Here is a 25,458-nt window from a genome sequence, read left to right as displayed (position 1 = left end):
GACCCGGATGCACCTCATTATGGGCGACACACCGCAGCAGACCCCCATCCCGCAGACACTCACCGCTTAACCTGCAGAACAGGATCACACGAAGGTCAACTCATACACCACTTCGCTGGACGTGACCCTGGCGAGCGTCGCAGTAGCCGGGTGCAGCGTCCCGCAGCAGATTCGTGCCGAGCGAGGATCGCACGCCTATGCGGGTGGCGTCAATCGCTGCGTTCAAGATCGCAGCAGCATAGAGATCTGCACTACGCCAGCGGTCGATCAGTTGCGGGGCAGCCGCGATCACTTGTGTGAGCCCGTAGTCGGACGATTGCAGTGCAAGCGCGATGCGTCGGTCCCCGGCCTGGGCGGCGTCTTGGGCGCGTTCCAGCTCGGAAGAACTGAAGCGGGAGCCGAGGTGCACAATGTCGGCCAGACCCAGCACCTCTCGCTCCCTGGCGTAGGGATCGCTGTCTTGGGGCAGGGCGACATAGGCGTCGTACCTTCTCGGCCAGATCGTGGAGATCAAGATGCTGCCGCCGCTGAGAAGAGCGCGGATGGTGTCAGCGGTCAGTCCAGCCGGGCCTCCCATGAACTTTTGTAGTTCGTCCAGCCATACCACGAGTTGGTGTGGTGCTACCGCGGCGGCCTGACGGACTTGTTCGGCGTCGGCTGGGTGAAGGAGCCACCACTGTGGCACCAGCGCGCGGATCGCCTCATAAGCACATCGGGTCTTGCCTACGGAGGAGTCACCAACTAGAACGACCAATCCGCCCCGCTCAGCAGCCTGGCCGATCAATGCGCGTATTCCGCGCGGGTCAGAGTCAGTGTCTCGGGAAACGTAGACCGGTAGGTCGCCCACCGCTTGAGGCGCATCGATCGGGGCGTGCACGCCCAAGCGGCGGGGATCGGCTTGCTCTACCCGGATAAGCCCCGCGAGGCCTGGTGGCACCTCGGCGTGGGCACGTTCCCATGCCGCCTTCCAGCCCGGCCACTGTTCGCGCGGCACCGCGCAAGCGCGAAGGATCAACTCCAGTGTGTTCTCGCTGGGGCGTCCTAGGTTGACTGCCTCCCCCAATGTGGACTTGGGGAGCCGACCGTAACCCCGTACCGCCCTGTCCACCTCGCTATACGAGCGGTCGCCCACCAACGCCTTCAACGCCGCCGCCAACTCCGCCGCGGTGTGAACATCAGCGGGGTCCACTCCTTCGGCCGGAAGGGTTGCAGGCATAGATTTCCGCTCCTGATTCTGGTCACCCGGATGCGTCCGGCCGAGCGACCGGACGGCGCCGGACGCCTTCGCACCCACCCTCGGCTATCACCAACTGCTGCTGCTCAGCCTGCCTTACCTCTGTCGTACCTGCAGCAGTTTGTTCGGCTTCCTCCGCATGTGCTGCCGGACACCGCGCTCAGTCGATGTGCTCTTCCTGTCCGCTACGGCGCCGGCCGGCCCCGACTAACCACTCACCAAGGAACAAGGGTGCAACAGCTCACCGAATGGATCCCGTTGATGACAGCGACTCTGCAGCTGGCCACCGCCGCTATCAACTTCGCTGCCGCCCGTGTCGGAAGTTCCGTCGGCAACGGTAACCAGCCGCAGCTCCCCGAGCCCTCTGACGATCAGGAGTAGGAAGTGTGGGAGCCGACTCACCCTCGGCTCCCACATCACCCTCCGAGGCCACCACTCCAGCGACGTTCCTTCGCCTGGACAGGAGCAACCTGGAAAACGCCGCCAAGATCATTTAATAGATATTTCGCGATCACTGACATGTGACTGCCTACGGCTGCATCTCGCTGCACAAGACCAACGCACGGCTCCGAAAAGCCCCAGGTGGGGAGCCGTTTTGGCTGATCAAAGAGTGCCCCCGGCAGGATTCGAACCTGCGGCACCCGCTTTAGGAGAGCGGCGGTCATAAAACTGGCTCATGTGATGCAGGCTGCATGAACGTCCCACGCAACCTGCACTGCCTGTAAGATCATCCCGTGCATGTCCCTTAGTTGCTGAGGCTGTCCTCCGGCATTCGGTGACAAGTCGACCATGCGGAGACAGCGGCGCCAGCAGGACGACAAGGGACATCGCCGCCGGAGTCCTTTCGGCTCTCGCGATGGCTAACAAGGGGAGCAATAATCTTGTCTCACCGGCTATCAAACCCTGCGACCATTCGTCAGGCGGGTCAAGCTCGCCCGGAGGCGTAGCTGCGCACGGCCGGTGTGCACTACGGTGCTGGCGAGTGGCCACACGAGTGTTCCAAGCGGCATCTACCCAGGCCATCGCCGGCCATCGCCGTGCCGGGATAGCAGACCGCGGCGCTGCTGGTGATCCAGCGCCACCGAGCTGATCAGGCTGGATGGCGGTGATTGAGAAGATGGATGCCCTGGTCCAGGACGGTCATCATCAGCAGGCCAGCATCGGTGTCTTGCTCGGCGTCGAGTTCCTGGCCGCTACAGGTGGCGACATGACCGCCTTGGCTATGCCGAGCGGCTTGACCGGTTATGCCGCACTGACTTCTTCCCGCGACGCCGGAAGAATGAGCGGCGTTCCGAGGGCAAGCTCCATACCCCAGGCCGTGTTTGCCCCTGGCCAGGCAACGGGTCAACGTGCTGTGGGCACTCCTCCGCGACAGGTGATGCTACGTAGTCACCCCTCCGGTCTCAGGCCACATGACGTGATCTCTTTGACAACGTTATCGAGAATCATCACGGCTACACGAGTCGTTGCAAATTCAACATCTCATGACCGGTGATGAGTCGTACGCAAGATGGGATGACTTGCATAATAATGTCCTCGTGGGCAGGCATAGCACAAGCGAGACAACCGGTGAGACGACAAGCGAGACAACCACTCCGACCCGTCCCTTTTCTACCGGATTTCACATACTTGTCCTAATTGCGATCGCATGGGGTGTGGTGCTCTGTGTGGCCGGTACATTACTTAGTTCCACTCTTGGGACTGTAATCGGCGTGGTTTCAGGTATAGGTGGATTAGTACTTGGAACTGGATATCGGATTCAAGCTCGAATCGGTCGTCCGATTGCCCGAGTCGCGCTTGTGCTCATCTTGATTTTGGAACTCCTTGTAACGTGCTGGTGGATCGGCTCAACTATATATGCGAGTTGGCGCGAAGTCGATCTACTCGCCGAGGTCAAATTGGATCATGGTTCTGATGTGCGACCAGGAGTTAGCGGTATCACGCTTTATACACCCATTCCTGTCGAAAGAGATGGGATTGAATTAATTTTCCGGGTTAGCGACCATAACCCAAAACTAGGGATTTGCGCACCTTTCATCGAGATCTCGGCAAAGTCCACCGCCAACGGTCGCTCCGCCACATCAGTACACGCACTTCCGGACAAGAAGGTGTGGGTGGACATCCCGCCACATAGCAAGGATATTCATCTGGAGATTACCCTCGAAAGTAGCAGAAATGATACGAACTGCAGCGTAGACTTATCAGTGAGTCGCGCGACACTTAGAAATAAGTAGATGGGTGAGAGGGTCACTATATGCACTTCAGGCGAAATGCCACGCCACTAGTTACAGTTGCCATCCTCGTATTATTAGCTAGCTGCAGCGCGGAACCAGCTTCGCCGCGTCCATCCATTCTCATTGGGACAGTAAGTGTAGGTGTGGCAGATGACGCACCGGGATTTGCATTGAGTGCAATCAATCCCGCGGGTATGGATATAAATGTAATGAATGCAATAGGTCGCGAACTGAAGCTTCCTGTGGCGCCGCGGCCAATTACGTCGGCAGACCGCGAACCATCGTTGAAACGAAAAACGGCAACTCTCGTTATCCATACGTTCTCAATCACCGCTGACCGTAACGACAATGGAATTGATTTCGCAGGCCCTTATATGGTAACCACGCAGGCATTACTGGTTCGCAGTGACAACAAGGAGATCGATACCGCAGACAGTTTGAGGGAAAAGACTATCTGTACCGTTAATACCACAACTGGGGGAGAAGTCACTATTCCTGGCGCAGTGATGGGTAAGGCTGGAACCATACAACCCACCACCCGGGAATGCGTGGATGCCGTACTTCAGAAACAAAATGATGCACTTTTCACCGATACTCTTCTTCTCTACGGGTACATGAACGCCAATCCCGGAAAGTTCAAGATTGTTCTTCCCGGCGCTTTCGGGCAGAAACAGTACTATGGCGTCGGATTGCTGGGGAAGCAACGCGACGACTGCCAAAAGATCAACACGGCAATCCGGAAGTACCTGCAGACTCAGTGGCGGACAGACTTTTTAAGCACACTTCCGCTCGCAGCAGAAAATTTTCCTGGAAATAATCACTATACCGGTGACTTTGAAAGCGAATTCAAGCCGACTGATACTGACATGGAGCGACTTTCTTGCCGGCTGCAGTAAATCGGGCACATGCCGAAATTGCTTATATCTAGAGGGTGTCTGAGAAGCTGGCGTTCAGGTAGCTGGTCAGGTTAGTTGTCGTGTGAGGTGCTGGTGGGGGAGGTTTCTCATGCCTAGCGTCGCCGGCCTCACACGACAGATCTCACCGATCAGGAGCGGCGGTGCTGGAGCCGTTGAATATGCGACAAAAGTCTTGGGCTTCTAGCTCTCACGCTCGGGCGGTAATGAAGGGAAATAAGTCAAAAAACACGATACCGGAAATTCGGATACGTCAGGTCTTGCACGCTAACGGCCTTAGATATCGGGTCAATCTTCGCCCGCTACCGAATTTGCGACGCACCGCCGATATAGTGTTCACTCGACAACGGATTGCGGTGTTCGTGGATGGCTGTTTCTGGCACGGATGCCCTCAACATTATGTGCCATCAAAAACAAACAGACACTACTGGGATGCAAAAATATCCAGGAATATAGACCGAGATCGAGCTACGTCCGCAACCTTGTCCAATGCTGGCTGGACTGTTCTTAGATTTTGGAGTCACGAAGACCCTGTCGATGTCACCCGGAAAATTATAACGGTGGTACAGAGTCTTAGTTCGTGCATCGAAGGGGGCGGTTGATCTTGCCATTTGTTCTTAGTTGGCGACTCTCTCGCCTGTATCCGGGGCAGCATCATCCATTTTCTTACGCATACGCGTTTCAGGGAGCTCTGCGGCCACAGCATTTACTACCGGCTGCGCCTCAAGACTGGATAGCCGTAGTAAAGTAGTCGCACCAAGCGAGATGGAGGCGCGAAGAGCTACTGGCTTACAGTTCAGAGCTCTTAAAAGAGAAATCGCGGCGGCCCGAGCAAGTGGAGGCGGAACGCTATTGCCAACCTGACGATGCCCGTGCCAGTTCGTGGTATGGAAACGGAACCAGTCGGGGTACCCATGAAGGCGGGCAGCCTCGCGCACAGTGATCACTCTATCTTCGACCGGATGGATAGGTCTGGGTGACGTGTGTGCACCGCGTTCAGAACCTGTGCCAGCCCTAAGTGTGCGAGAAGGGCCACGTAGCGGTAGTCGATAGAGCCTGCTCTTCGGTTCGACAGTCCCTGGAGATGTGGAAGCAAATCGCTCAATGGTTGCTGGTGCATGCACTGTGCGCCGAGATCCTGTAATGATGGTGGGATCCCAATGCCGTGGCCTCGATTTGTCCCCGGGCACAGGCTCTAGACCTGCAAGTTGCCTTGCGTAAGGATTATCTATGAGGCTCCGACGCTGATAATCTACTTCAAGCAGCTCCGACTCATCGTCCCCTAACAATTTAGGATAGCTACCGGGGCTGGGCAGTCCCTCGAAGGCCTCTTCTACTGTTATTTCAATGGCAGACGGTCGCAATCCTTCCGGACAGCAATCTCCACGACTTCCAAGTATGATGACTCGTCGGCGACTCTGAGGCACACCAAAATTCAGGCTGTTGATTTGACCATCAGTTCCGGAGACATGATAACCAGCAACTCGGAGTCTGCGAACTGCCTCTTCGCGGAGCGAATCGAATCGCGTTTCCAACAAGCCTGCAACGTTCTCAAGGCAGAAAACGCGAGGCTTAATTTCCTCCACCAAGCGGACGAAATGGAGGAGTAGCTGATTGCGTTTGTCGTCCTCCTCTCGCTTTCCACCTGCAGAGAAGCCTTGGCATGGAGGACCGCCAATGAGTGCGTCCACGTATCCGGGCCACTTTCGCCGCGGATATAGCCCTCGAAAACCCTCCTCCGCAGCTTGGAGGAGGGCGTCGGCAGACAGGTTTGCCACATCCCGGCACAAGACATTGCAGTAGGGGAAGTTGAACTTGTGAGTCGCTGCGTGGACGGGGTCGTACTCGACTGCTGCCACTACGTCAAACCCTGCTTGCTCAAAGCCGAGACTGAGTCCCCCCGCGCCAGCAAAGACGTCGATGGCGATCGGCCGGCACCTGTTGCTCACGGTAGGGACTCTTGACACCGAGCGATCATCGCACATCCTGGTGCTAGATGCACGCCATCGGGCTGTCTGTAACGTTCCTGGTGCTCCCGAGGATGGAACTACATGGGGTACCCCCTGGAGGCTGCAACAGCAAGCTGACGAGCGACGGAGTCTAACGAGAGACACTCATGGCCACTCATAAAGCTAAGGCAAATCCGACTAAGGCATTTTTTGTCCGAATGCTAACACGGGACATTTCTCTCGATGACTGCATCTTGGATCTCGTCGATAACAGTATCGATGCTGCCTGGAAGCTCTCAGGAGCGAGGCCGACTGCGCTTCAATCAGATAGCAGTCTCAAAGACTACAAGATTGATATCACGATCAGCGAGGATACATTCTCCGTCTCAGACAATTGTGGAGGCATAAGCTTCGACGACGCTGCTAAGTACGCTTTTACCTTCGGGAGAAGAGACGAGCAAGCGAGAGGCGATTATTCGGTAGGAGTTTACGGCATTGGGATGAAGCGGGCAGTATTCAAGCTTGGCAGGCAGATCCGGATCTCCAGTACCTATAGGGTCGATAATTACCTACAAGGCTTCTTCGTTCCGATCGATGTTAAGAGGTGGCTCGAAGCGGGCGACGAAGCGTGGGACTTTGAGATCGAGGATGTACTTCCAGAAGATGAGCCTGGGGTCTCTATTCTTGTTACTGACCTACTAGATGAGGTGAAAGAGAAATTCTCTGACCCAACGTACGAGCGCAGGCTGCGGCGCATGCTGGCCCGTGATTACATGATTCCTCTCATGCGTGGACTACAGATTAACGTTAATAGCGAACCGGTTAGTGGTTGGAAGCTTGAACTCCGCCAAAACGAAAATTTTGCTCCAATGCGAACGAAGTACGAAGACGAAAGAGTCAACGTCGAGATCGTCGCGGGCATGGGTTCGCCGCCCCCTGACGATCGGGAGCCAGATGAGGAGAAAGGTCTTGATATCTCTGGTTGGTACGTTCTGTGCAACGGTCGAATAGTTCTAGCGGCTGATACTACTGCTCTGACGGGATGGGGTGCTTCCCTTCCAAGATGGCACAAGCAGTATTCGGGGTTCGTCGGCGTCGTATTCTTCAGCTCAGAAAATCCAGAGCTTCTACCAATGACCACAACCAAGAGAAGCGTAGATGTCTCATCTCGGGTCTATCAACGTGCGCTCGCTCGGATGCACGAGCCTGCCAGAGCTTGGATCAACTACACCAACGCCAGAAAGCAGAATATCGAAACTGTAAAGGAGCTCGAAAAGCAAGTTGTAACCAAGGAGGTGTCTGAAGTAATCCCTCGCGCGGAGCTTAAGGTTCCTGAGGTGGCGAGGCCGGCTACACGTGAGCGCATGGCAAATGTGAATTACTCGGTTCCGCTTAATCGAATGAAAGCCCTAGCCGCTGGCTTCGGCAACAGCCGTATGAGCTACCGCGAGGTTGGTCTTGAGTCCTTCGATTACGCGTACCAGGAACTCGCAGACGAGGACTCCTAGTAGTGAGCTCATCTCAATACATAGATTTCAGCGTTCGCCAAAATAAAGCCATCGAACGCGTCCTATTGTTTGATGGTTTGCGACGACTCATGCATTATCACAAAGAGAACAACTATGTTTACGTAGGGCTAGGTTCAGTGTGGTTTATTGATTTCGACATGGCTCATCGCGAGCTAGGAATCGAGACCATGATTTCAATCGAGAGCGACGAAGTTCTCTTCAGGCGGGCTCAGTTCAACAAGCCCTATCGAACGATCGAAGTCATGCATGGAAAGTCTCACGATGTACTGCCTGAATTGATTAAGAGCCGTGACGATATACTGAGTCGTCCATGGGTAGTCTGGCTTGATTACGACGAGGTTCTGAATGAGACGAAGTTAGATGAGCTTAGTGCGCTAGTTTCATCTCTTCCGGGCAACTCATTTCTGCTGACAACGTTTTGCGCCGCTGGACATAGGTATGCAAGACCATCGGAGCGCATAGACAGATTCCAGGAATTATTCGGTGATGCCTTCCCTGTCGAGCGCTTCAAGGCCGCAAAGGATCTCAAGGATGAACCAAAAATGATGGCTGCACTAGGGGATGCAGTCATTGGGTACCTGAAGGCCAAGTCCGTGGAAATTGCACGCCCAGGCGGCTTCATCCCTGCCTTCAATCTTCAGTATCAGGATGGGACTCCAATGGCGACTACAGGCGGAGTGCTCCCGGACGTCGACTTTGTCGATGCGGTACGCGATGAGGTTAATAAGGCCGATTGGCTCTGCTTGGCGAAGAGACCTATAATCACACCTCCCTTAACGGCAAAAGAGGTCGCATCGTTGCGTTCTTTGTTGCCCAATCCCTCCCTCTTGTCACGTAACGACGTTCGGGAGCTTGGTTTTGACTTGATGGAAGATCAGATCGCGTCTTTCGTCGAGCACTACCTTAGATATCCGTCATTCGTCCAGGCGGTTCGTTAGCGCGCCGGCGTGCCGAATCTTCGTTATCTGTCCGCTTCGCTTTCTCGTGCATCATGATCGCTATCAACCGCCATACGCGCGTACGCGCGTACCCGCGTCAGCTCGTCGAGAACATCGGAGCGGTAGTGGACGAAGCGGAGATGTCTGGGACGAGCTATTCACGCGGAAGGTGCTCTTCCAGAGTCCGCGAGCCTTTCGGCCATCGGATTCGGTCAATGGTTGTAATTCGGTACTGGTCCTGTGAGTACAGGTTGTTGCACAGCTACGCGTCCTTAAGATGTATGTCCGACGCCACTTGCTCGGTGGACCTGGGTTGAGGAACGAAGTCCATGACCTTCGATCGCCCTCAACTCGGTGTGGTGACCAGCCAGAGCGCGATCGGGGCTTACGTCTGTGTGGTGGCCCGCTTGGCTCAGCCATAACGACAGAATCCACCAATGAGCCCTCGCTAACAGGATGGAGAGCGGAGAGCCAGAGTTCAGCTGCTCATGAGTACAGAAGGCATTTCGCGATCACCGCTAACCCTCGGGCGTTCACGGCGGGGGAGCCGATCCATCCCGACACGGTGAGCTCGCTGACCGCGACTGTGATCAAGCGCTACAGCAACCCGGCACAAGGCGCGCGGCCCGTACAACCTCTTCCCCATGCCAGGCTTCACGACCTCCGGCACGTCCACGCCACGACGCTACTCCTGGCCGGCGTCCCTGTTCACGTGGTCGCCGCTCGGCTCGGACACGCGGACCCCTCCATCACGCTTCGGGCCTACGCTCACGTGATCCGCACGGCGGAAGCCTCGGCTGCGGAGATCTTCGCTCAGGCGATCGGCGAGTAGGCGGAACGCACCCGCTCCGCCTCTTAGCAGAGGTGTTAGCAAGATCGCGAGATCGTCAGGACAACCACAAAGCCCCGTCGGGCCGACAGCGCACGAGGTGCGGCATGCGCCCCCGGTAGCTGCGGTGTCAGCCTTCGAGACTGTCCTCGACACGAACTACCTGAGGGCGGATGGGGCTTTTGCGTATTCGCGAGGCACAAACGATGAATTAACCGCTTCGGCGTTACCCAGAACCATGATCGACAGAAGTTTTTTCGACAATCTTTCTATCCACATCCTGTGCCTTGCGAGAAGCCTGCTGCTTGCTGCCCTGACCTGCGACTTCTTACCGGATGGCGTTCCATCATGTGAGAAGCCGCCTCACTGCACCCACAGCTTTTCCACACCTAATCCACAGAAGGGCCAAGACCCCAGGAGCAAGTTTTACACAGGTTATCCACAGGGCTGCTCTCAGGACAACTTGCGTTACCGAACGTAGTGACGGAAGCATTCATTTCGACGGTCCGAGGTCATCGCCCCGTAAAAGGGGCGACGGCCTCCCGGTGGCACGGAAGGCCGTCGCATCTCTCTAAGTTAGGCAGCCCTAAGGAGGCTCACCTGAACGCAAACGTACCGCATGACGTTAGGCATCCCCTCGCGCGGGAGTCAACGTCCCTGACGGTGACCGTTACGGAACAGGCGTCTTCGCATCCGCTGCCGATCATCGGCCAACTCGCTGACCAGTCCAGCTTCGTCGGTTTCTGCATCGGCACCGCCGTCCTGCTCATCATCCTGGGCGTGATCTTCCCGGCTGTCTGGTCGAGGAAAAGCGCCCGCCGTAAGGCCGCGGTGGAGGTGATCGACCGGCTTCTCCGGCGGCGCCGGTAACGTCACCAGCAGGCCCCCGACTTCTCGGTGCCGGGAGCGGGGGCCTACCCTCCTCACCATCAGCGGCTGGGCTTTCGCCCAACAGAGTGGATTGTTGACAGGTGGGTTAGACCGCTCGGATGACGGGATCGCTCAGGCCCCAACATTGAGTAACGCGGTCAACCGGTGGCAAGCCGACCCGGAGCGCAGGCCCCTTCGGGCCGAGCACCGGAAGCGGCGCGGCAGCGATCGGCCCCTGCCCCTTACGGTTAAAACCGAAGTGTGCCGATCGTCCCGCCCCTGCCGGCTACGAACCTAAAAACCCAGGTCCGGACCGATGTCGCACGTGAGGGCTTACTTAGGCTCTGACCGCATGCGGCGACTGGCGGACCTTAGCTGAGCGTTCGATGAACGAGCTTGGGCATTAGACGTGAGCCTCGTGGCTGGCAGCGCGCACGGCGGCGCCGGCCGCGACCGGCCGAAGAGCCGCAGCGCGGTCGGCGACCGCTAGGCGCGCGGCGGGCCGCGGAGCGGGCCGCCTTTAAAGACGAGAAGAAAGTACTCATCCGGATCGCTCGGACGCGTGATGTCCTGTCCCGGGAGATGCTTGACACTCCGGTCCCAAGACATGGGTGACAGGTGCTGTTGTCGGTCAGTCTGTCGTGCGTCGTTTGCGGGTGGCGCGCGTCGGGAGGCCGGGATTGGCCCTGGTGGACATGTCCGTTGTCGAGCAGCGGTATCGGGCGGTGCTGGCGGTCTTAGCAGGCGCGACGGTGACCGAGGTCGCTCGCGAGGTGGGGGTGGCTCGGCAGACGTTGTCGGGGTGGGTGTCGCGGTATCGGGCGTCGGGGTTGGGCGGTCTGGTGGATCGCTCGCGTCGGCCGTTGTCGTCTCCGTCGCAGATGCCGGCCGCGGTGGAGGTGCTGGTGTGTGAGTTGCGGCGGCAGCATCCGCGGTGGGGTCCGGTCCGCTTGGTGCACGAGGTGGAGCGTCGTGGTGCGGTGCCGGTGCCGTCGCGGATGGGGGTGTATCGGGCGCTGGTGCGCCATGGCCTGATCCAGCCCGGGACGGGCCGTCGCAAGCAGGTGTTCCGCCGCTGGCAGCGGGATGCGCCGATGGAGTTGTGGCAGATGGACATCGTCGGCGGGGTGTTTTTGGCCGATGGCCGCGAGGTGAAGGTGGTGACGGGGGTTGATGACCATTCCCGCTACTGCGTGATCGCCAAGGCGGTGCTGCGGGCCACCGGGCGTGCAGTGTGCCTGGCGTTTGTGGAGGCGCTGGGCGCCTTCGGTGCTCCTGGTGAGGTGCTCACCGACAATGGCAAGCAGTTCACCGCGCGGTTCGGGCATGGCGGTGAGGTGCTGTTCGACCGGATCTGCCGTGACAACGGCATCGTGCATCGGCTGACCCAGCCGCGATCGCCGACGACGACGGGGAAGGTTGAGCGGTTTCATCTGAGCCTGCGCCGGGAGTTGCTCGACGATGCCGGTCCGTTCGCCGACCTGACTGCGGTGCAGGCGGCTTTGGACGGGTGGGTGGCCCACTACAACACCGTTCGGCCGCATCAGAGCCTGGGCATGGCCTGCCCGGCCGACCACTTCACCTCGGTCACCGAACAGGAGCGGCAGCTGCTGCCGCTGCGGGTGCCGACCATTCTGTCCGCTGCTGCGGAACTGTCACCTGCCGTGGAGGAGCCGACGGCGGAGCTGCTGTCTGCGGGGCGTGAGGAGCTCTCGGCGGCCAGCGAGGCTGTCGGGGGCGGGCAGCAGGCCGAGCGCCGGGTCGTCGCTGCATGGTCGGGCGGGCCGATCGAGTTCGAGCGGGTGGTGCCGGCCAGCGGCAACATGAGCGTTGCGAACAAGCAGTTCTGGCTGGGGACCTCCCGTGCCGGGCAGGTGATCACCTTCTGGGCCGATGTGGACGTCATCCATCTGCTGTCCGGTGGAGTGCGACTGAAGAGCCTGCGCTCGCACCTGTCGACCAGCGACCTGGCCTTCTTGTTCGCTCGCGGCGGGCGCCCGGCTGGGCCGTCGCCATTGCCGCGGGCTGAGACCGATGCCGCGCTGGAGGTGGAGCGGGCGGTGAACAAGTACGGCATGGTGAGCGTGGGTGGTCGCTACCTGCTGGCCGCCGAGATCCTGGCCGGACGGCGGGTCACCATCCGGATCGAGGAGAACACCCTGATGTTCCTCGACCCCGACACCCGCGAGCTGCTGCGCACCCGCCCCAACCCTCTGGCCTGGCCTGCGTGCCTGATGTTGCGCGGCGCCCGGCCCGCCGGGCCGCCTCCGGTCCCGGCGCAGTCACCGGTCACGGTGCAGCGGCGCGCCACCTCCTTCGGCGTGATCATGGTCGCCCGGCAGACCGTCTCCCTGGGCCGCATGCACGCCGGCCAGGTCGTCACCGTCCACGTCAGCGACACCACCTTGACCATCGACCTGGACGAGGGACCACGCACCGTCCGGCGGACCACCGACATCCCGATCCGCAACCACAAAGTTCACCGGCCCCGCAAGGCCGGCCATGTTTCCTAGATCACCTGTCGCCCATCTCCTGGGACAGAAACGTCAGGCATCTCATGGGACTAGACATCGCTCGGACGCGTGATCGGCGTCTAGCGGTCAGGGGCCGGCGGCGTTCACTCGGCGGTGGGCGGCTCTTGATCGTCTGGTTCTGTGACGAATGAGCCCATGCCGGGTTCCGTGTGGATGAGGCCGTCTGCTCGTAGGGCTCGCATGACCTTCTGGGCGGTGGCGTTGGCGATGCTGAACTCTTCGACCAAGGCGATAAGGGATGGGATGCGTTCGCCGGGCTTGTACTGGCCGGTGCGGATTCGTTCGCGCATGATCGCGTGGACCTGGCGCCACCTGGGCTGATTCGGCTTCAGCTCGATCATGAAGGTAACCGTAGGAAGCCATGTCGCGCTTGGCGATGGACGGCGCGGTGCGTCGCGCTATAGCGCGCCATAGCTTGAGCTGCTTATGATGCCCGCATGGAAGCTCTGGGCCGGGACCCCTCGCAGGGGTCGACGTCAGATCCGCCGGAACCCTTCGACACCAATACGCCCAGCGTGGCGCGGATGTATGACTACTTCCTGGGCGGTAAGGACAACTTCGCGATCGACAGAGAGCGCGCGGAAGAGGTGATCCGCAGCGCTCCCCACGTCCCCTTGATGGCTCGGGCCAACCGGGCGTTTCTCGGTCGGGCGGTGCGGTTTCTGGCCGGTGAGAGGGGCATCCGGCAGTTCCTCGACATCGGGACCGGGTTGCCGACCCAAGAGAACGTCCATCAGGTGGCCCAAGGAATCGACCCGCGGGCGCGGGTGGTGTACGTCGACAATGACCCGATCGTGCTGGGACATGCCAGCGCCTTGCTGACGGGTAACCCCAACACCCACGTCATGGCCGGCGACCTGCGCCGTCCGTGGAAGATCGTGAGCGATCCCCACGTGCGGGGTGTCCTCGACTTCGCGCAACCGATGGCGGTCCTGCTGTGTGCGGTGCTGCATTTCATCGGCGATGAGGATGACCCTTACGAACTCGTTTCGAGGCTGGTCGGGGCGATGTGCCCGGGGTCGTACTTGGTGGTCTCGCATGCGGAGAACCATCGGGAGCTCTCCGAGGTGGCCGGTTCTTATGAGGGAGCGAGCGCCTCGGTGGTGTTGCGTTCGTGGGTGGAGATCGCCGGGTTCTTCGACGGCCTGGAGCTGGTCTCTCCTGGGGTGGTGTACCTGCCGTTGTGGCGGCCGGACGGTCCGGTGTTCTTTGAGGACAACCGGGTGCGCGCCTATGGCGGGATAGGGCGCAAGAGGTGACCGCCTCCGAGCGCGCTGGGGCGCGGGAAATGGTCCCGGGCATGGTGGGGCGTTCCCCGGCCACCGCGGCTGTGCTGCGGTTGTGCCGGGAGCTGGAGGCGTTCGGGATCACTGCGGACCCCCATGAGGGAGACGAGGTGGCAGCGCTGTCGGTGTACCGGGATCTGGTGGTCTGGTGTGAGCGTGGCTCTGATGGGATGCACTACCGCTGGTGGACCGGCCGGATATCCGTGCGTACCAGGCGATGGGTCTACACCCTGTGCCCCGTCGATGCGTGCCAGACGGCGGCGCGTCGGGTGGACGCACGGTACCGGGAACTGCGCGCGGCGAGCGCGGACAGCAGGGCCGGACAATGGCGGAGCTAGAGATCGTCTGGGTGAAGTCGGCCAAGGTACAGGAGTTCCGGCACGGCATGGTCGGCGAGGTGCGAGCCTTCAGCTTGGACGTGATGTCCCGGCCGTATGAGCTGTACTGCCAGTTGCCCGGCCCCCTGGGAGTGCAGCAGATCGAGACGTTCACCAGCGAACAAGCCGCCTACCTCAGGGCACGCGAGAAGCTCGCCGAGTTCGTACGCCTGCTCGGCCAGACGCAACCCTCGGCGGACTCGACGGCGAGCGACTCCGACCAGGCTCGGGTTTGCGACCAGGAGGGAGCGGGATTATGAGGTTGCGGATCATGTCGCAGAACATCCTGCACAGCGCGCACCGTGACGGCCGGTGGTCTCGCCTGGCCGACGTCATCCGCAGGCAGGAGCCCACCGTGGTGCTGCTACAGGAGTGCCGGGGCTGGCTGGATGACGACCGGGCGCAGATCGCACAAGCCGAGCACGATCTCGGTATGCGGGTGCTGATGGCCCGTTCCCCGGGGAGCGGGCATATCGCGCTGGCCTACCGGCCTGATGAGGGGCTCCGCTGGCTGGGTCTGGAGGACCACGCCGTGACGGTGACCAACGGCTATGCCGCCGTCCGGTTCGCGGTCGACGGGCTGCAGGTTCCGCTGGTGCTGATCTCCGCCCACCTGTCGTGCTACTCGGCTGATCTGGCCGTGCAGGAGGCTCAGACGTTGATCGTACGGGCGCACCGGTACAACGGGCTCGGGATCATCGGCGGCGATATCAACCATTGCCCGGTGGGTGATCCTGAACCGCCGTGGGGGCGTGTTCAGCCGCACAACCGGATGATCCGGTGTCATCGCCCTATCGGACCTGACCAGCCATGGCGGGCCAACACCATCGTCGGGGAGACCTTCGCGGCGGGGACGATGATCGACGTCGCCGGGTACCTGGCCGACACACGTGGGGATTCGTCGTTTCGGGCGCATACCGGGGTCAACGGCCTGGTCCGGGTCGACCAGTTCCACGTCACCGCCGCGCTCCAAGACGCGATCGTCGACTACCAGCGTGTAGATCCAGAAGGCGCGAGCGATCACTACGGCATCTTGGCCGTGATCGATACCGACCGCATCGATCAGACCAAGCTCCGTGCCTACACCTGAGGACGTACAGGCTGTCCTGTGGTTGACCCCGCGGCCAATCGCCGCTCCTCGGGAAGCCCGCAGAGCGAGGGATGTGGTCATCTGCGTGTGGGGTGGACCTGGATTCTGCCCTGTGTCGGCACCATGCCCGGTGGCGCTTGTTGCGATGAGTGCGGTACCTGGTGGCGGCTGGACCTCATCCCGCCGGCGGTGCTTGTGCGTCTACCGGACGGGGACCCTCCGCGCGAAGGGACGAGGCGCTGAGGGTCTGATACGCGGCGGCGATCTCGCGGGCGGCCTGGTCGACGCTGATTTGGTCGGTGTGGAGGCGCAGGTGAAAGAACCCCTCGTCGGCGCCGGCCTCAAGGTCGGCGAGTGTCTCGTCCCACGCGGTGAGCCGCTGGGTGGTGTCGACGTCTCCGCGATACCCGGATCGCTGCTCGCAGACGTCTCGTGGGACCCACAGCAGTACGCGCAACCAGGGATCACGGCCGACCAGGCGGCGCAGGTCGGCGATCGTGCCCATGTGGGCGACCGGGATGCGACCGGCCTGGGCCATCTCCTCGACCTCGGCGCGGTCGACGGCATATGTGTTGCCGTACCGGTGGGTCTCGGCCACCGTGCGTCCGGCCTGGCGCAGTTCGTCGAATCGGGCGGCGGTGACGAGGTGGTATTCCTCGGCCCGGCCGGTGCCGACCTTGAGCTTGCGCAGCAATCGAAACCGTGGATCGAACCGGTGCAGGGCCGTGGTCGTGGTGCTCTTGCCGCTGGTAGGCGGGCCGTACAGCACGATCCCTGTCGGCTGCGTCACGCGAGGATGCGCTTGAGCGCGTCGCGGGTCTGGTCGGCCAGGCTGATCGCCGCACCTAGCCGGTTGTCGACGGTCAGATGCGCGGTGGGCGGGGCTTTGTCGGTGTCCAGGCCGGCGACGTACTGGTCCCAGTTGGCCAGCTTCCATGCGTCCCGTGCGGCGCCGCGGAATTCGATGTACTCGCGCATGGACTCGGGGTCGCACCGAACCCAGATCGCGGCGACGTCGATGCCCTTGGCCGCGCACCGGTTCTCCAGGCGGGTGAACCATGCCTCGTCGCGCAGCTCGGTGATGAACGGCGCCGAGAGGATCGCCGATGTCCCCACGTTGAGGTTGTCCCACGCCGATTCCATCAGGCACCGGTACTCAAGCGGCCGGACCTCGGACAGATACAGCTCGCTCTGCCGGTCGTTGGCATCGCTGCCGAGGGACACCAGCAGACGCTCGGCCATGCATCGGGTGAGCGAGTCCTTGTCCAGGAACGCCCAGCCGGTGATGTCGGACAGGAACCTGGAGAACTCGGTCTTGCCTGATCCGGCGTATCCGCCGACGAGGACGAGGATGGGCTTGGGGCTGCCTCCCCCGTGCCGGCGGCGCCAGGCGTCGACGACCCGGGCGCGTAACGCGGCCTGGGGAGTTCCGTCACTCTCGATGCCGTCGACGGCGACTTTCGTGAACGCTTCCTCGATGACCAGGGCGGCGGTATTGTCAGCGGCCGGGTCGGCAGGCGCAGGCAATTCGGAAATCACGATTTCCGCTTTCTGTGATTCACCGGGCAACGGTAGACGAAATCCAAGCTCATGCTCGGCGGCCTGATACAGCAGGCAGTACGCGCGGCGGTAGTGCGGACCAGGGTAGATGGACCCGTTCTCGTGTCCCCAGATCGTCTGGAAGTTGGCCGCGGGCACGGCCAAGCCATGCCGCTCGGCCGTCTGGCGTAACTTGTCGCCGGCTCCTTCGAGGGTGAGGCCGTGAGCCTCGCGGTGTTCGCGGAGCTTGGTGGGGGTCCAGCCTTGGCGCTGGGTCGTCTTCAAGTGCGTCCCTTCACTTCGCGCTCGGGCAAGCGGGTCGGCATCCGGTGGTGCATGTGAAAACGCTCGTGTAAATCGCCGATGAGATTGTGTGAAGAAGCTTAACTAGAGCCGCGTGATACAGAAAAGCACCTGATCACGGTGAACTTAGGCCATCCCGCAGGGACGAAAACCCAGCGCAGGGAGGGGCACCGTGAACAGCAGGGCAGAGCAACAGGTCGCCGACGAGCTGGCTGCGATTCGCGCTGAGCTCGACGAGCTCACGTGTCGCGCCGGCCAGATCGCTTCGGCTCTTCGAAGACCGCCGCCTCAAGATCGGCCAGGCGCTTCCCCAGGTCGCCGAGAGCCTCCCTGATCTGGGCAAGCTGTTCCATGATCTGACCCTCGCCGGTCGCCGGCTTGGTCTCGACCTCTACCGGGTCGCGAACGAACACGCCTTTGCCCTGCTGGCCGATCACAAAGCCCTCGGTCCTGAGCACGCTGATCGCTGACTTCACCACGCTGGCGGAGACCTCATAGCGCTGGCAGAGCTGAGCGATCGACGGCAACGCCTGCCCTGGCGGCAGCGCGCCAGATCGAATCTGCCCGCGCAGCTCGTCGGCTATCTGCAAATAGCCGGGCCGGCCGGTGTTCTGGACCATGCTCGCTCCTTCGCTCCTGCCAAGTTCACCACGCTCGACCCTTCCTGCCAACCAAGCGCTCATAGAAGCCATTGACAACATAGAATCCCAAGTGTTCTATGAGGTCTAAGAAGACCATCTGAGAGGAACCATCACCATGCGCACCATCCCGATCCCCGTCGACACCAACAAGCTCCAGTTCACCTGCGTCAAGGCCGCCCGGCCCCGCCTGGTCAGCAAGGAGACCGGCGAGATCAAGAAGGACAAGAACGGAAACATCGTCTACGAGGTCACGGTGACGGTCGAAGACGACTTCGGCCGTCTGGAACTCCTCAAGATCGGCACCTCGGCCGAGCCGGACATCACCCCCGGCGACGAGATCACCCCCATCGGCCTGATTGGCTACGTCTGGGAGCAGACCATCAACGGTGCGAACCGCTGGGGCATCTCCTACAAGGCCACCTCATTCGTCCGCACCGCCTCCGACATGCCCGCGGCGGTGGCGTGATGGAGATCCTCGGCGTCATCCCCCGGCCGCTGCTCATCACGCTGGGCGTCCTGATCATCCTGCGGGTGTGGCGGCGGCTGGCCCCGGTGTCCTTCTGGTACGTCATCGGCTTCCCGCTGAAGGCGGTGCGGCTGCGCTGGACCTGGCGGCACGTCGCCTCCGGATGCGGGCTCACCAAGAAGCGTCACCGCTGGTGGTTCACCACCGTGCCGGGCCTCGTCGCCTCGACCGGCGTCGTGCGGGTCAAGCGGCGGTTTCAGCGGGTCGCGGTCGACACCAAACCGTGGATGAAGCTCCCCCGGCCGGTACGGCACGGCTGGCGGGTCACCTTCCACCTGCTCGACGGCCAGATCCCCGACGACTACGTCAAGGTGTGCGAGCGGCTCGCACACGCCTGGCGCGTCGAAGCAGTCCGAGTGGTCGACTCGCGGCCAGGCCGCGTCACCTTACAGGCGACCACCCGCGACCCTTTAGCCCACGTGATTCCCGCCATGCCCGGCGATGAGCCGGAGTCGGGGTGGTCAGCCGCCGACCTGCTGCGGCCGGTGGTGGGCGTCCTGGAGACCGGTGCCCCCTGGACGCTGGACTTCCGGCTCATCCCGCACTGGATGAACGTGGGCGCCACCCAATCGGGCAAATCCAACCTGATCAACGCGCTGCTCGTGGCACTCGCCCGCCAACCGGTCGCGATCATCGGATTCGACCTCAAAGGCGGGGTCGAGCTGTCCCCGTACGCGCCGCGACTGTCGGCCCTGGTGACAACCCGGACCGATGCCGTCAGGCTGCTGGCTGAGCTGATCGGGGTGATGGGCGCCCGGATGCTGGCCTGTCGCCGGCACGGCACCCGCGACATCTGGCAACTCCCCGACGCGCTGCGGCCGATCCCGATCCTGCTGCTGGTGGATGAACTGGCGGAGCTGTTCCTGACCGCCGACAAGGCCGAAAAGGACGAGGTCACCAAGACCGCCACCGCGCTGCTGCGGATCGCCCAGCTCGGCCGGGCCTTCGGAATCCACCTGGTGCTGTCGGGGCAACGGATCGGCTCCGACCTCGGCCCCGGGGTGACCGCGCTGCGCGCCCAGATCGGCGGGCGGGTCTGCCACCGGGTCAACGATCCCGAAACCGCCGTGATGACCCTGGGCGACCTCGACCCTGACGCCCTGGTCGCCGCCCGCTCGATCCCTCCGGAGATGGCCGGGGTCGCCGTGGTCACCGGGGCCGATGGCCGCTGGACCCGCGCCCGATCCGGCTACGTCTCCACCATCGCGGCCGAACAGGCGGCGCAGACCTTCGCCGATCGGGCTCCGTCCTGGGAGCAGGTCAAGGCCAGCGGCCTGGGCCTGGAACTGGACAGCAACACCCATCCCGAGATCGCGGCCTGAAAGGAGCGGTACCGATGAGCGCACCTCGCGGACGTGCCTCCCGCCTGACCGGCTGGCTGCTGGACTCCGGACCGGTCGCCGTGGTCGCCCTGATCGCCGGGGCGGGCTCCTTCACCCACATCCGCGACACCGCCACAGAGCATGGGCAGAACGGCTGGATGGCCTGGGCCGTTGCGGTCTGTGTCGACCTCACCTGCGTCATGGCCGCCCGCGAACGGCAACGCGACAAGAAGACCCGGCGTCAACGGTCCGGCCCGGTGTCCTGGCCGACCCTGGTCCTGGCCGGCGGGATCGTCCTGTCCCTGGCCGCGAACCTCGCACAAGCCGACCCCTCGGTCTGGGGATGGGTCACCGCAGCAACCCCGGCCGTGGCGTTCCTAGTCGCGGTCTCCATGCTCGAACGCCGCGCCGTCCTGGGACCGTCCTCGTCCCCGGCCGCCGTCCCCGTACCGATCCCCGTCCCCGGCTCGTCCCCGCATCCCGTCACCGAGACACCCGATGTGCCCGCCCTCGTCCCGGGCGATGCGCCGCCCGTCCCCGGCCAGGACGGCCGCGAGGACGAGCAGGACGGGCCGTCCCCCTCCCTGTCCTCGGGCCTGCTCGACTACGCCCGGCGCGTAGCGGCCGAACACCACGCCAAGCACGGCAAGCCCATCACCCGCGACACCCTGCGCGCCCGCCTGGGGGTGTCCAACCAGCTCGCTACCGAACTGCTGCGGCAACTGCGCAGCGTCCCCGAAACCGCCTGACCGAAAGGACACATCCGATGACTCACACCCCCACCCGGCTGGCCTACATCGCCGGCCTACGCGACCTCGCCGACTTCTTCGACACCAACCCCGACGTGCCCACACCTGAGGGCCCGGTGATCGCCTACTACTTCCCCCGCGGAACCGACGAAAAGATCCGCGACCAGGTCGACCACGTCGCCCGGCTGCTCAGCTCCCAGATCGACCCCGATTACCTGCCCTACGGCCACTACACCACCCAGATCCGTTTCGGCATCGCCGAATACCGGGCCGTGGGCCTGCTCGCTTCGACGCACACCCAGCACGCCTCTGACGACGATCACCAGAACTGCTGCACCGCGCCCGACACCGACACTGCGACCCACTCGGCCTGACGGAACCCATGCGCGTCCGCCTCGATGGCACCTGTACCGAAATCTCCTGCGCCCTCTACCGGCTCCGCGGCGCCTTCACCGTCACAGCGGTCTCGCGCCTACGCCACGACCGCGACCAGCCGACCCGCTACCGGCTCTACGCGTACCTCAACCCCTGGGACCTGATCCCGTGAACATCACCCGCACACAACCCGACGAGTTCCCCATCATCCGCTACCGCTGCTGCACCTGCGGCGGAACCGGCGTCGACAGCCTGGGCGACACCTGCGCCGACTGCGACGGAACCGGAGCAGAAAACCACGGGGCCTAGCCCCGGCGCCCCCGGCGTGACCGCACAACCGCCAAGTCACACGCCACGTCGGGGGCCATCCCCACACCGAACCCGCGAAGACCCGGAAAGGGACACGCCCATCATGCCCAACCCGTCCAACGCAAACGTGAAAGTCGGTCTGATCGCCCGGCTCCATGACCCCGACTACGCCCGATGGGCCGCACAGATTCGTGCCACCGGCGGATGCCGACAGCCGATCCACCTCCGCGGCCACCTCTTGCACGTCGACCAGGCGACCGGCGCCCTGTTGCACCGCTACTCCACCACCACCGAACCCGGCGGCGTGCTCCGCGTCCCGTGCAAGACCCGGCGCGCGTCCCGCTGCCCCTCCTGCGCCGAGACCTACCGGGCCGATACCTACCACCTGATCCGCGCCGGCCTGGCCGGCGGCAAAGGCGTGCCCACCACCGTCAGCACGCACCCGTGCCTGTTCGTCACCCTCACCGCCCCCTCGTTCGGCACCGTCCACACCCGGCGAGAGCGCAACGGCAAGCCCCTGCCCTGCCACCCCCGGCGCGACGCACAAACCTGCCCGCACGGAAGGGTGATGTCCTGCACCGCCCGGCACGGCGCCGACGAGGAACGCCTGGGCGAACCGTTGTGCCCAGACTGCTACAGCTACACCGGGTCGGTCTTCTTCAACGCCCTGGCCCCCGAACTGTGGCGCCGCTTCACCCTCGCGTTGCGCCGTCACGTCGCCAAACTCACCGGCCACAGCGTCAAGGGCCTGCGCGAAGAACTGACGATCTCCTTCGCCAAGGTCGCCGAATACCAGCGCCGCGGCGTCGTCCACTTCCACGCCGTGATCCGACTCGACGGACCCGACGGCCCCACCTCCCTACCCCCGGCCTGGGCAACCGCCGACGTCCTGACACAAGCCGTCCGCCACGCACACCACGCCGTCACCGTGAAAGCTCCCGCCGTCGACGGCAAGCCGTCCGCCGTTCTGCGCTGGGGCGGACAGCTCGACATCCGGCCCATCACCCTGGACGGCGACCTCACCGACCAAGCCGTCGCCGGCTACATCGCCAAATACGCCACCAAAGCCGCCGAATGCGTCGGCACCCTCGACCGGCGCATCAACCCCACCGAAGACCTCACCACCCTGCCCATCCACGACCACGCCCGACGCCTCATCGCCGAATGCCTCCGCCTCGGCGCCCTTGATGGCCTGGCAGACCTCCGACTCGCCGAATGGGCGCACATGCTCGGCTTCCGCGGCCACTTCTCCACCAAATCCCGCCACTACTCCACCACCCTCGGCGACATCCGAACCGAACGCGCCGACCATCGCCGAGGCGAAGCGATCACCACCGGCCGACTTCCCCTCTTCGAAGAGGACACCGTCCTCGTCGTCGCCCACTGGGCCTACGCCGGAAAGGGCCTTTCAGCCGGTGATGCCGTTCTCGCTGCCGCGATGACGGGGCAACCGTTGTCCGTTTCTCCGGTAGCGAGGGAGGTGCTCGGTGCCTCGGCCCGATGATGACCTGCTCACTGTGCCCGAGGTGCTCACCGTGCTGAACAAGGTCTCTCGTCGCACCTTCTACCGGTGGCGGGAGCTGGGCAAGGCACCGGTCTGCATCCAGTACCCCAATGACGAGCTGCGCGTCCGGCGCAGCGACCTTGAAGCGTGGCTTGACTCGCGTCGGGGGGCGGCGTGACCGTCACCTATGAAGTCCGCATATGGGAAGTCCGCCGGAACCAGTCCAGCAAGACGCCATCCTTTGAAGCTCGCTGGAAAGTCGGCACCAAGTCACGCTCCAAGACCTTCCGAACCAAGGCGCTGGCCGAGAACTTCCTGTCTGACCTTCGGCAGGCGGCAAGGAAGGGAGAGGCATTTGATGTCTCCACCGGGATGCCGGCCTCGATGCTGTCGGCGAAGGCGGAGTCGGCAGGCCCGTCCTTCTTGACGTTCGCGCGGTCGTACGTGATCGGCCGGTGGCGGAGGACTGCTCCTCGTACGCGAGAGACCGAGGCGTACGCGCTGCTGTCGTTGATTCCGGCGCTCGTGGCCGACGTCCCGGACCGGCCGGAGGACGACGAGTTGCGGCGGGTGTTACGTACCCGCGTGCTGCTCCCGGAAGACCGGCAAGAGGAGTTGACTCGCGCGCAGAGTGCGGTTCTGCGCTGGCTGGAGAAGGCGTCCCTTCCGCTGGTGGATCTCCAGGAGGCGCGTGTTGTCCGGATCGCACTCGACGCCATATCGGTCACCTTCGACGGCAAGGAAGCCGCAGCCAACACGGTACGGCGAAAGCGAGCGATTCTTCATCACCTCCTGGAGTCAGCAGTGGAACAAAAGATCTTCGCTACCAACCCACTGCACGAGATCAAGTGGAAGCCGCCGAAAGCCGTAACCGTCGTCGACCCCCGTACGGTGATCAACCCCGTGCAGGCGAAACAGCTTCTGACCGCTGTGCCGAAGGTCGGGCGCACTCGGGGCGTCCGGCTCAGGGCGATGTTCGCTTGTATCTATTACGCGGCGTTACGGCCGGAGGAAGCGGCGGACCTGCGCTCCAAGAACTGCACCCTGCCAGAAGCAGGATGGGGGAGAGTCATTCTGGAGAGAGCACGACCACAGGCGAACAAGCGATGGACCAATTCAGGAGAGACCCACGAGTCGCGCAGCCTCAAGCACCGGGCGATGAAGGAGACGAGGGAGATTCCCATCCCACCTGTCCTGGTCGGCATTCTCCGCGAGCACATCGACGCGTACGGAACCGAAGACGACGGCCGACTGTTCCGGACGACCAAGGGAGGTTCATACTCCAGTTCGGCATGCTCGTATGTCTGGCAGGAAGCCCGTGCGCTCGTCTTCACCGATGAGCAGATGAGGTCTCCGCTCGCTGCCCGCCCCTACGATTTGCGACACGCGGCCTTGTCTCTATGGCTCAACGCGGGCGTGCCGGCTACCGAGGTTGCTCAGCGAGCTGGGCACAGTGTGGAGGTCCTCCATCGGGTGTACGCCAAGTGCATGGAGGGCCAGCAGGAACGGATGAACGGGAAGATCAGCACTGCTCTTGATGAGTGATCCCTTAGACGCTCACCTGAGGCCCTGGCGTTCGCCGGGGCCTCATCCTATGTACGGCTTGCCCGCGTCTATGAGGTAGTGGCTGATCCTCAGGCGCATTGAACGGTCCATCGGTAATGAGCAGACCTCATCCCGAGTAACCCAACGCGTTTCCAGGGACTCCTCGGTTGGCGTCGGCTCCCCGTCGACTGCTCGGCCGGTGAGCATGATGGAGAACTCCTGACGGACTTCACCGTTGCTGGTGTAGAGGATGACGTGCTTGGGGTCGGTATACGTCCCGATAAGGCCGGTGACCTCACATCTGACCCCGGTCTCTTCCAGAGTCTCGCGGATCGCGGCCTCGGCCAGAGACTCACCCGGGTCGACCGCACCACCGGGAACGGCCCAGTTGCCGTTGTCGGACCGGCGGATCATCAGAATCTCGCCCGCATCGTTAGTGACCACGACGTTCACTGATGGAACAAGGCTGTTGGGCTTGGGCGCCGCTGGATCGTCGTAGAAGTCCACCCGCCGGGCCATAGGCAGGAACCTACCGGCTCCCACGGCCCATCAGGCTTTCTTCGGCAAGTCGCTCCCCATGTCACGCAGAAGCTCGATCGCGTGGAGCACGTCGGTGACGACTTTCTCCGGGGGGTGCTCATGACCTGCCCAGTTTCCGTGGTTGATCCAAACTGTACGAAGGCCGGCCTTGTGTCCTCCGCCAATGTCCGCGGTGGGGTGGTCACCGACCATCCATCCTCCGCTGGCGAGGTCGGTGCCACAGCGTCTGGCGGCGATCTCGAATAGGCCGGTGTCGGGCTTGCGAATGCCCTCGACGCCCGACAACGCGTAGCCGTCGACGACATCGTCCAGTCCTGTCCG

The 25,458-nt window shown here is 62.6% G+C and carries 25 protein-coding genes, 1 tRNA gene and 1 pseudogene; 18 read left to right on the top strand and 9 right to left on the bottom strand.

The genetic code is table 11. From position 1 onward, the window contains the following. Positions 1-100 precede the first annotated feature (100 nt). Entirely contained in the window at positions 101-1,216 is a 1,116-nt protein-coding gene (locus NYZ98_RS39050; RefSeq protein WP_262850151.1) for a hypothetical protein, read from the bottom strand. Between the two features lie 629 nt (positions 1,217-1,845). Continuing rightward, positions 1,846-1,908 (bottom strand) — tRNA-Arg (locus NYZ98_RS39045). A gap of 1,703 nt (positions 1,909-3,611) precedes the next feature. Here NYZ98_RS39045 and NYZ98_RS39040 point away from each other — a divergent pair. Both NYZ98_RS39040 and NYZ98_RS39035 read left to right on the top strand, forming a co-directional pair. After that, complete coding sequence (locus tag NYZ98_RS39040) at positions 3,612-4,364, top strand: transporter substrate-binding domain-containing protein (protein WP_262850149.1); 753 nt, start codon at positions 3,612-3,614, stop codon at positions 4,362-4,364. Positions 4,365-4,543: 179 nt separating this feature from the next. Then, positions 4,544-4,984 (top strand): very short patch repair endonuclease, encoded by a 441-nt coding sequence (locus NYZ98_RS39035; RefSeq protein ID WP_262850157.1) that lies wholly within the window; start codon positions 4,544-4,546, stop codon positions 4,982-4,984. A 15-nt stretch (positions 4,985-4,999) separates the two neighbouring features. On the opposite strand, the gene NYZ98_RS41665 is transcribed toward NYZ98_RS39035, so the two are convergent. Continuing rightward, the gene (locus NYZ98_RS41665) at positions 5,000-6,367 is read right to left on the bottom strand and encodes a DNA cytosine methyltransferase (protein WP_380708807.1); all 1,368 of its coding nucleotides are present in this window, start codon (positions 6,365-6,367) and stop codon (positions 5,000-5,002) included. Between the two features lie 131 nt (positions 6,368-6,498). Between NYZ98_RS41665 and NYZ98_RS39030 the strand changes: the two genes are divergently transcribed. The 5 genes and pseudogenes from NYZ98_RS39030 to NYZ98_RS41660 all read left to right on the top strand — a co-directional run. After that, a complete protein-coding gene (locus NYZ98_RS39030) occupies positions 6,499-7,839 on the top strand; it encodes an ATP-binding protein (protein WP_316249653.1) in 1,341 nt (446 codons plus the stop codon). Between the two features lie 2 nt (positions 7,840-7,841). Further along, the gene (locus NYZ98_RS39025; RefSeq protein WP_262850147.1) at positions 7,842-8,798 is read left to right on the top strand and encodes an O-methyltransferase; all 957 of its coding nucleotides are present in this window, start codon (positions 7,842-7,844) and stop codon (positions 8,796-8,798) included. Between the two features lie 565 nt (positions 8,799-9,363). Further along, positions 9,364-9,630, top strand: a complete 267-nt coding sequence (locus tag NYZ98_RS39020; protein ID WP_262850145.1) for a tyrosine-type recombinase/integrase — start codon at positions 9,364-9,366, stop codon at positions 9,628-9,630. Between the two features lie 660 nt (positions 9,631-10,290). Beyond that, positions 10,291-10,497 (top strand): hypothetical protein, encoded by a 207-nt coding sequence (locus NYZ98_RS39015; RefSeq protein ID WP_262850143.1) that lies wholly within the window; start codon positions 10,291-10,293, stop codon positions 10,495-10,497. 695 nt (positions 10,498-11,192) lie between these two features. After that, positions 11,193-12,134: pseudogene (locus tag NYZ98_RS41660) on the top strand (IS481 family transposase); the annotation flags it as partial. Between the two features lie 980 nt (positions 12,135-13,114). On the opposite strand, the gene NYZ98_RS39005 reads toward NYZ98_RS41660, so the two are convergent. Next, a complete protein-coding gene (locus NYZ98_RS39005; RefSeq protein ID WP_262850139.1) occupies positions 13,115-13,372 on the bottom strand; it encodes a GntR family transcriptional regulator in 258 nt (85 codons plus the stop codon). Between the two features lie 96 nt (positions 13,373-13,468). Between NYZ98_RS39005 and NYZ98_RS39000 the strand changes: the two genes are divergently transcribed. The 3 genes from NYZ98_RS39000 to NYZ98_RS38990 all read left to right on the top strand — a co-directional run bounded on the left by NYZ98_RS39000 (position 13,469) and on the right by NYZ98_RS38990 (position 15,784). Next, the gene (locus tag NYZ98_RS39000) at positions 13,469-14,290 is read left to right on the top strand and encodes an SAM-dependent methyltransferase (protein WP_262850137.1); all 822 of its coding nucleotides are present in this window, start codon (positions 13,469-13,471) and stop codon (positions 14,288-14,290) included. Positions 14,291-14,642: 352 nt separating this feature from the next. Next, positions 14,643-14,954: a hypothetical protein gene (locus tag NYZ98_RS38995; protein WP_262850135.1), complete on the top strand. Its 312-nt coding sequence runs from the start codon at positions 14,643-14,645 to the stop codon at positions 14,952-14,954. Between the two features lie 11 nt (positions 14,955-14,965). After that, positions 14,966-15,784: an endonuclease/exonuclease/phosphatase family protein gene (locus tag NYZ98_RS38990; protein ID WP_262850133.1), complete on the top strand. Its 819-nt coding sequence runs from the start codon at positions 14,966-14,968 to the stop codon at positions 15,782-15,784. 175 nt (positions 15,785-15,959) lie between these two features. Here NYZ98_RS38990 and NYZ98_RS38985 read toward each other — a convergent pair whose 3' ends face one another. The 3 genes from NYZ98_RS38985 to NYZ98_RS38975 form a co-directional block, all read right to left on the bottom strand. Beyond that, positions 15,960-16,574 (bottom strand): nucleoside/nucleotide kinase family protein, encoded by a 615-nt coding sequence (locus NYZ98_RS38985; RefSeq protein ID WP_262850131.1) that lies wholly within the window; start codon positions 16,572-16,574, stop codon positions 15,960-15,962. Next, positions 16,571-17,608 carry an AAA family ATPase gene (locus tag NYZ98_RS38980; RefSeq protein WP_262850129.1) on the bottom strand — a complete coding sequence of 346 codons (1,038 nt, stop codon included), beginning with the start codon at positions 17,606-17,608 and terminating at the stop codon, positions 16,571-16,573. The genes NYZ98_RS38985 and NYZ98_RS38980 overlap by 4 nt, the downstream gene beginning before the upstream one ends. Positions 17,609-17,865: 257 nt before the next feature. Then, the gene (locus NYZ98_RS38975; protein WP_262850127.1) at positions 17,866-18,246 is read right to left on the bottom strand and encodes a winged helix-turn-helix domain-containing protein; all 381 of its coding nucleotides are present in this window, start codon (positions 18,244-18,246) and stop codon (positions 17,866-17,868) included. Positions 18,247-18,382: 136 nt separating this feature from the next. On the opposite strand from NYZ98_RS38975, the gene NYZ98_RS38970 reads away from it, so the two are divergent. From NYZ98_RS38970 to NYZ98_RS38935, 8 genes are all read left to right on the top strand, one after another. Next, positions 18,383-18,733 (top strand): SCO3933 family regulatory protein, encoded by a 351-nt coding sequence (locus NYZ98_RS38970; protein WP_262850125.1) that lies wholly within the window; start codon positions 18,383-18,385, stop codon positions 18,731-18,733. Continuing rightward, complete coding sequence (locus NYZ98_RS38965; RefSeq protein WP_262850123.1) at positions 18,733-20,115, top strand: FtsK/SpoIIIE domain-containing protein; 1,383 nt, start codon at positions 18,733-18,735, stop codon at positions 20,113-20,115. The genes NYZ98_RS38970 and NYZ98_RS38965 overlap by 1 nt, the downstream gene beginning before the upstream one ends. 14 nt (positions 20,116-20,129) lie before the next feature. Continuing rightward, positions 20,130-20,864: a DUF2637 domain-containing protein gene (locus NYZ98_RS38960; RefSeq protein ID WP_262850120.1), complete on the top strand. Its 735-nt coding sequence runs from the start codon at positions 20,130-20,132 to the stop codon at positions 20,862-20,864. A gap of 17 nt (positions 20,865-20,881) precedes the next feature. Beyond that, a complete protein-coding gene (locus NYZ98_RS38955) occupies positions 20,882-21,238 on the top strand; it encodes a hypothetical protein (protein WP_262850115.1) in 357 nt (118 codons plus the stop codon). Positions 21,239-21,246: 8 nt separating this feature from the next. Further along, a complete protein-coding gene (locus NYZ98_RS38950; protein WP_262850110.1) occupies positions 21,247-21,411 on the top strand; it encodes a hypothetical protein in 165 nt (54 codons plus the stop codon). A 240-nt stretch (positions 21,412-21,651) separates the two neighbouring features. Further along, positions 21,652-23,052, top strand: a complete 1,401-nt coding sequence (locus tag NYZ98_RS38945; protein WP_262850153.1) for a replication initiator — start codon at positions 21,652-21,654, stop codon at positions 23,050-23,052. Continuing rightward, positions 23,036-23,230, top strand: a complete 195-nt coding sequence (locus tag NYZ98_RS38940; RefSeq protein ID WP_262850107.1) for a helix-turn-helix transcriptional regulator — start codon at positions 23,036-23,038, stop codon at positions 23,228-23,230. Before NYZ98_RS38945 ends, NYZ98_RS38940 begins: the two co-directional genes overlap by 17 nt. Beyond that, entirely contained in the window at positions 23,227-24,597 is a 1,371-nt protein-coding gene (locus NYZ98_RS38935) for a tyrosine-type recombinase/integrase (RefSeq protein WP_262850105.1), read from the top strand. The genes NYZ98_RS38940 and NYZ98_RS38935 overlap by 4 nt, the downstream gene beginning before the upstream one ends. A gap of 42 nt (positions 24,598-24,639) precedes the next feature. Here NYZ98_RS38935 and NYZ98_RS38930 read toward each other — a convergent pair whose 3' ends face one another. Both NYZ98_RS38930 and NYZ98_RS38925 read right to left on the bottom strand, forming a co-directional pair. Continuing rightward, the gene (locus tag NYZ98_RS38930) at positions 24,640-25,116 is read right to left on the bottom strand and encodes an NUDIX domain-containing protein (RefSeq protein WP_262850103.1); all 477 of its coding nucleotides are present in this window, start codon (positions 25,114-25,116) and stop codon (positions 24,640-24,642) included. A gap of 30 nt (positions 25,117-25,146) precedes the next feature. Further along, a partial coding sequence (locus NYZ98_RS38925; protein ID WP_262850101.1) for an HAD family hydrolase occupies positions 25,147-25,458 on the bottom strand: 312 nt, incomplete at its 5' end.

This window comes from Sphaerisporangium corydalis, from assembly GCF_025506355.1.
GTDB lineage: Bacteria > Actinomycetota > Actinomycetes > Streptosporangiales > Streptosporangiaceae > Sphaerisporangium > Sphaerisporangium corydalis.
Note: the sequence above shows the minus strand (reverse complement) of the source record. Positions and strands in the feature narration are given on the sequence as shown.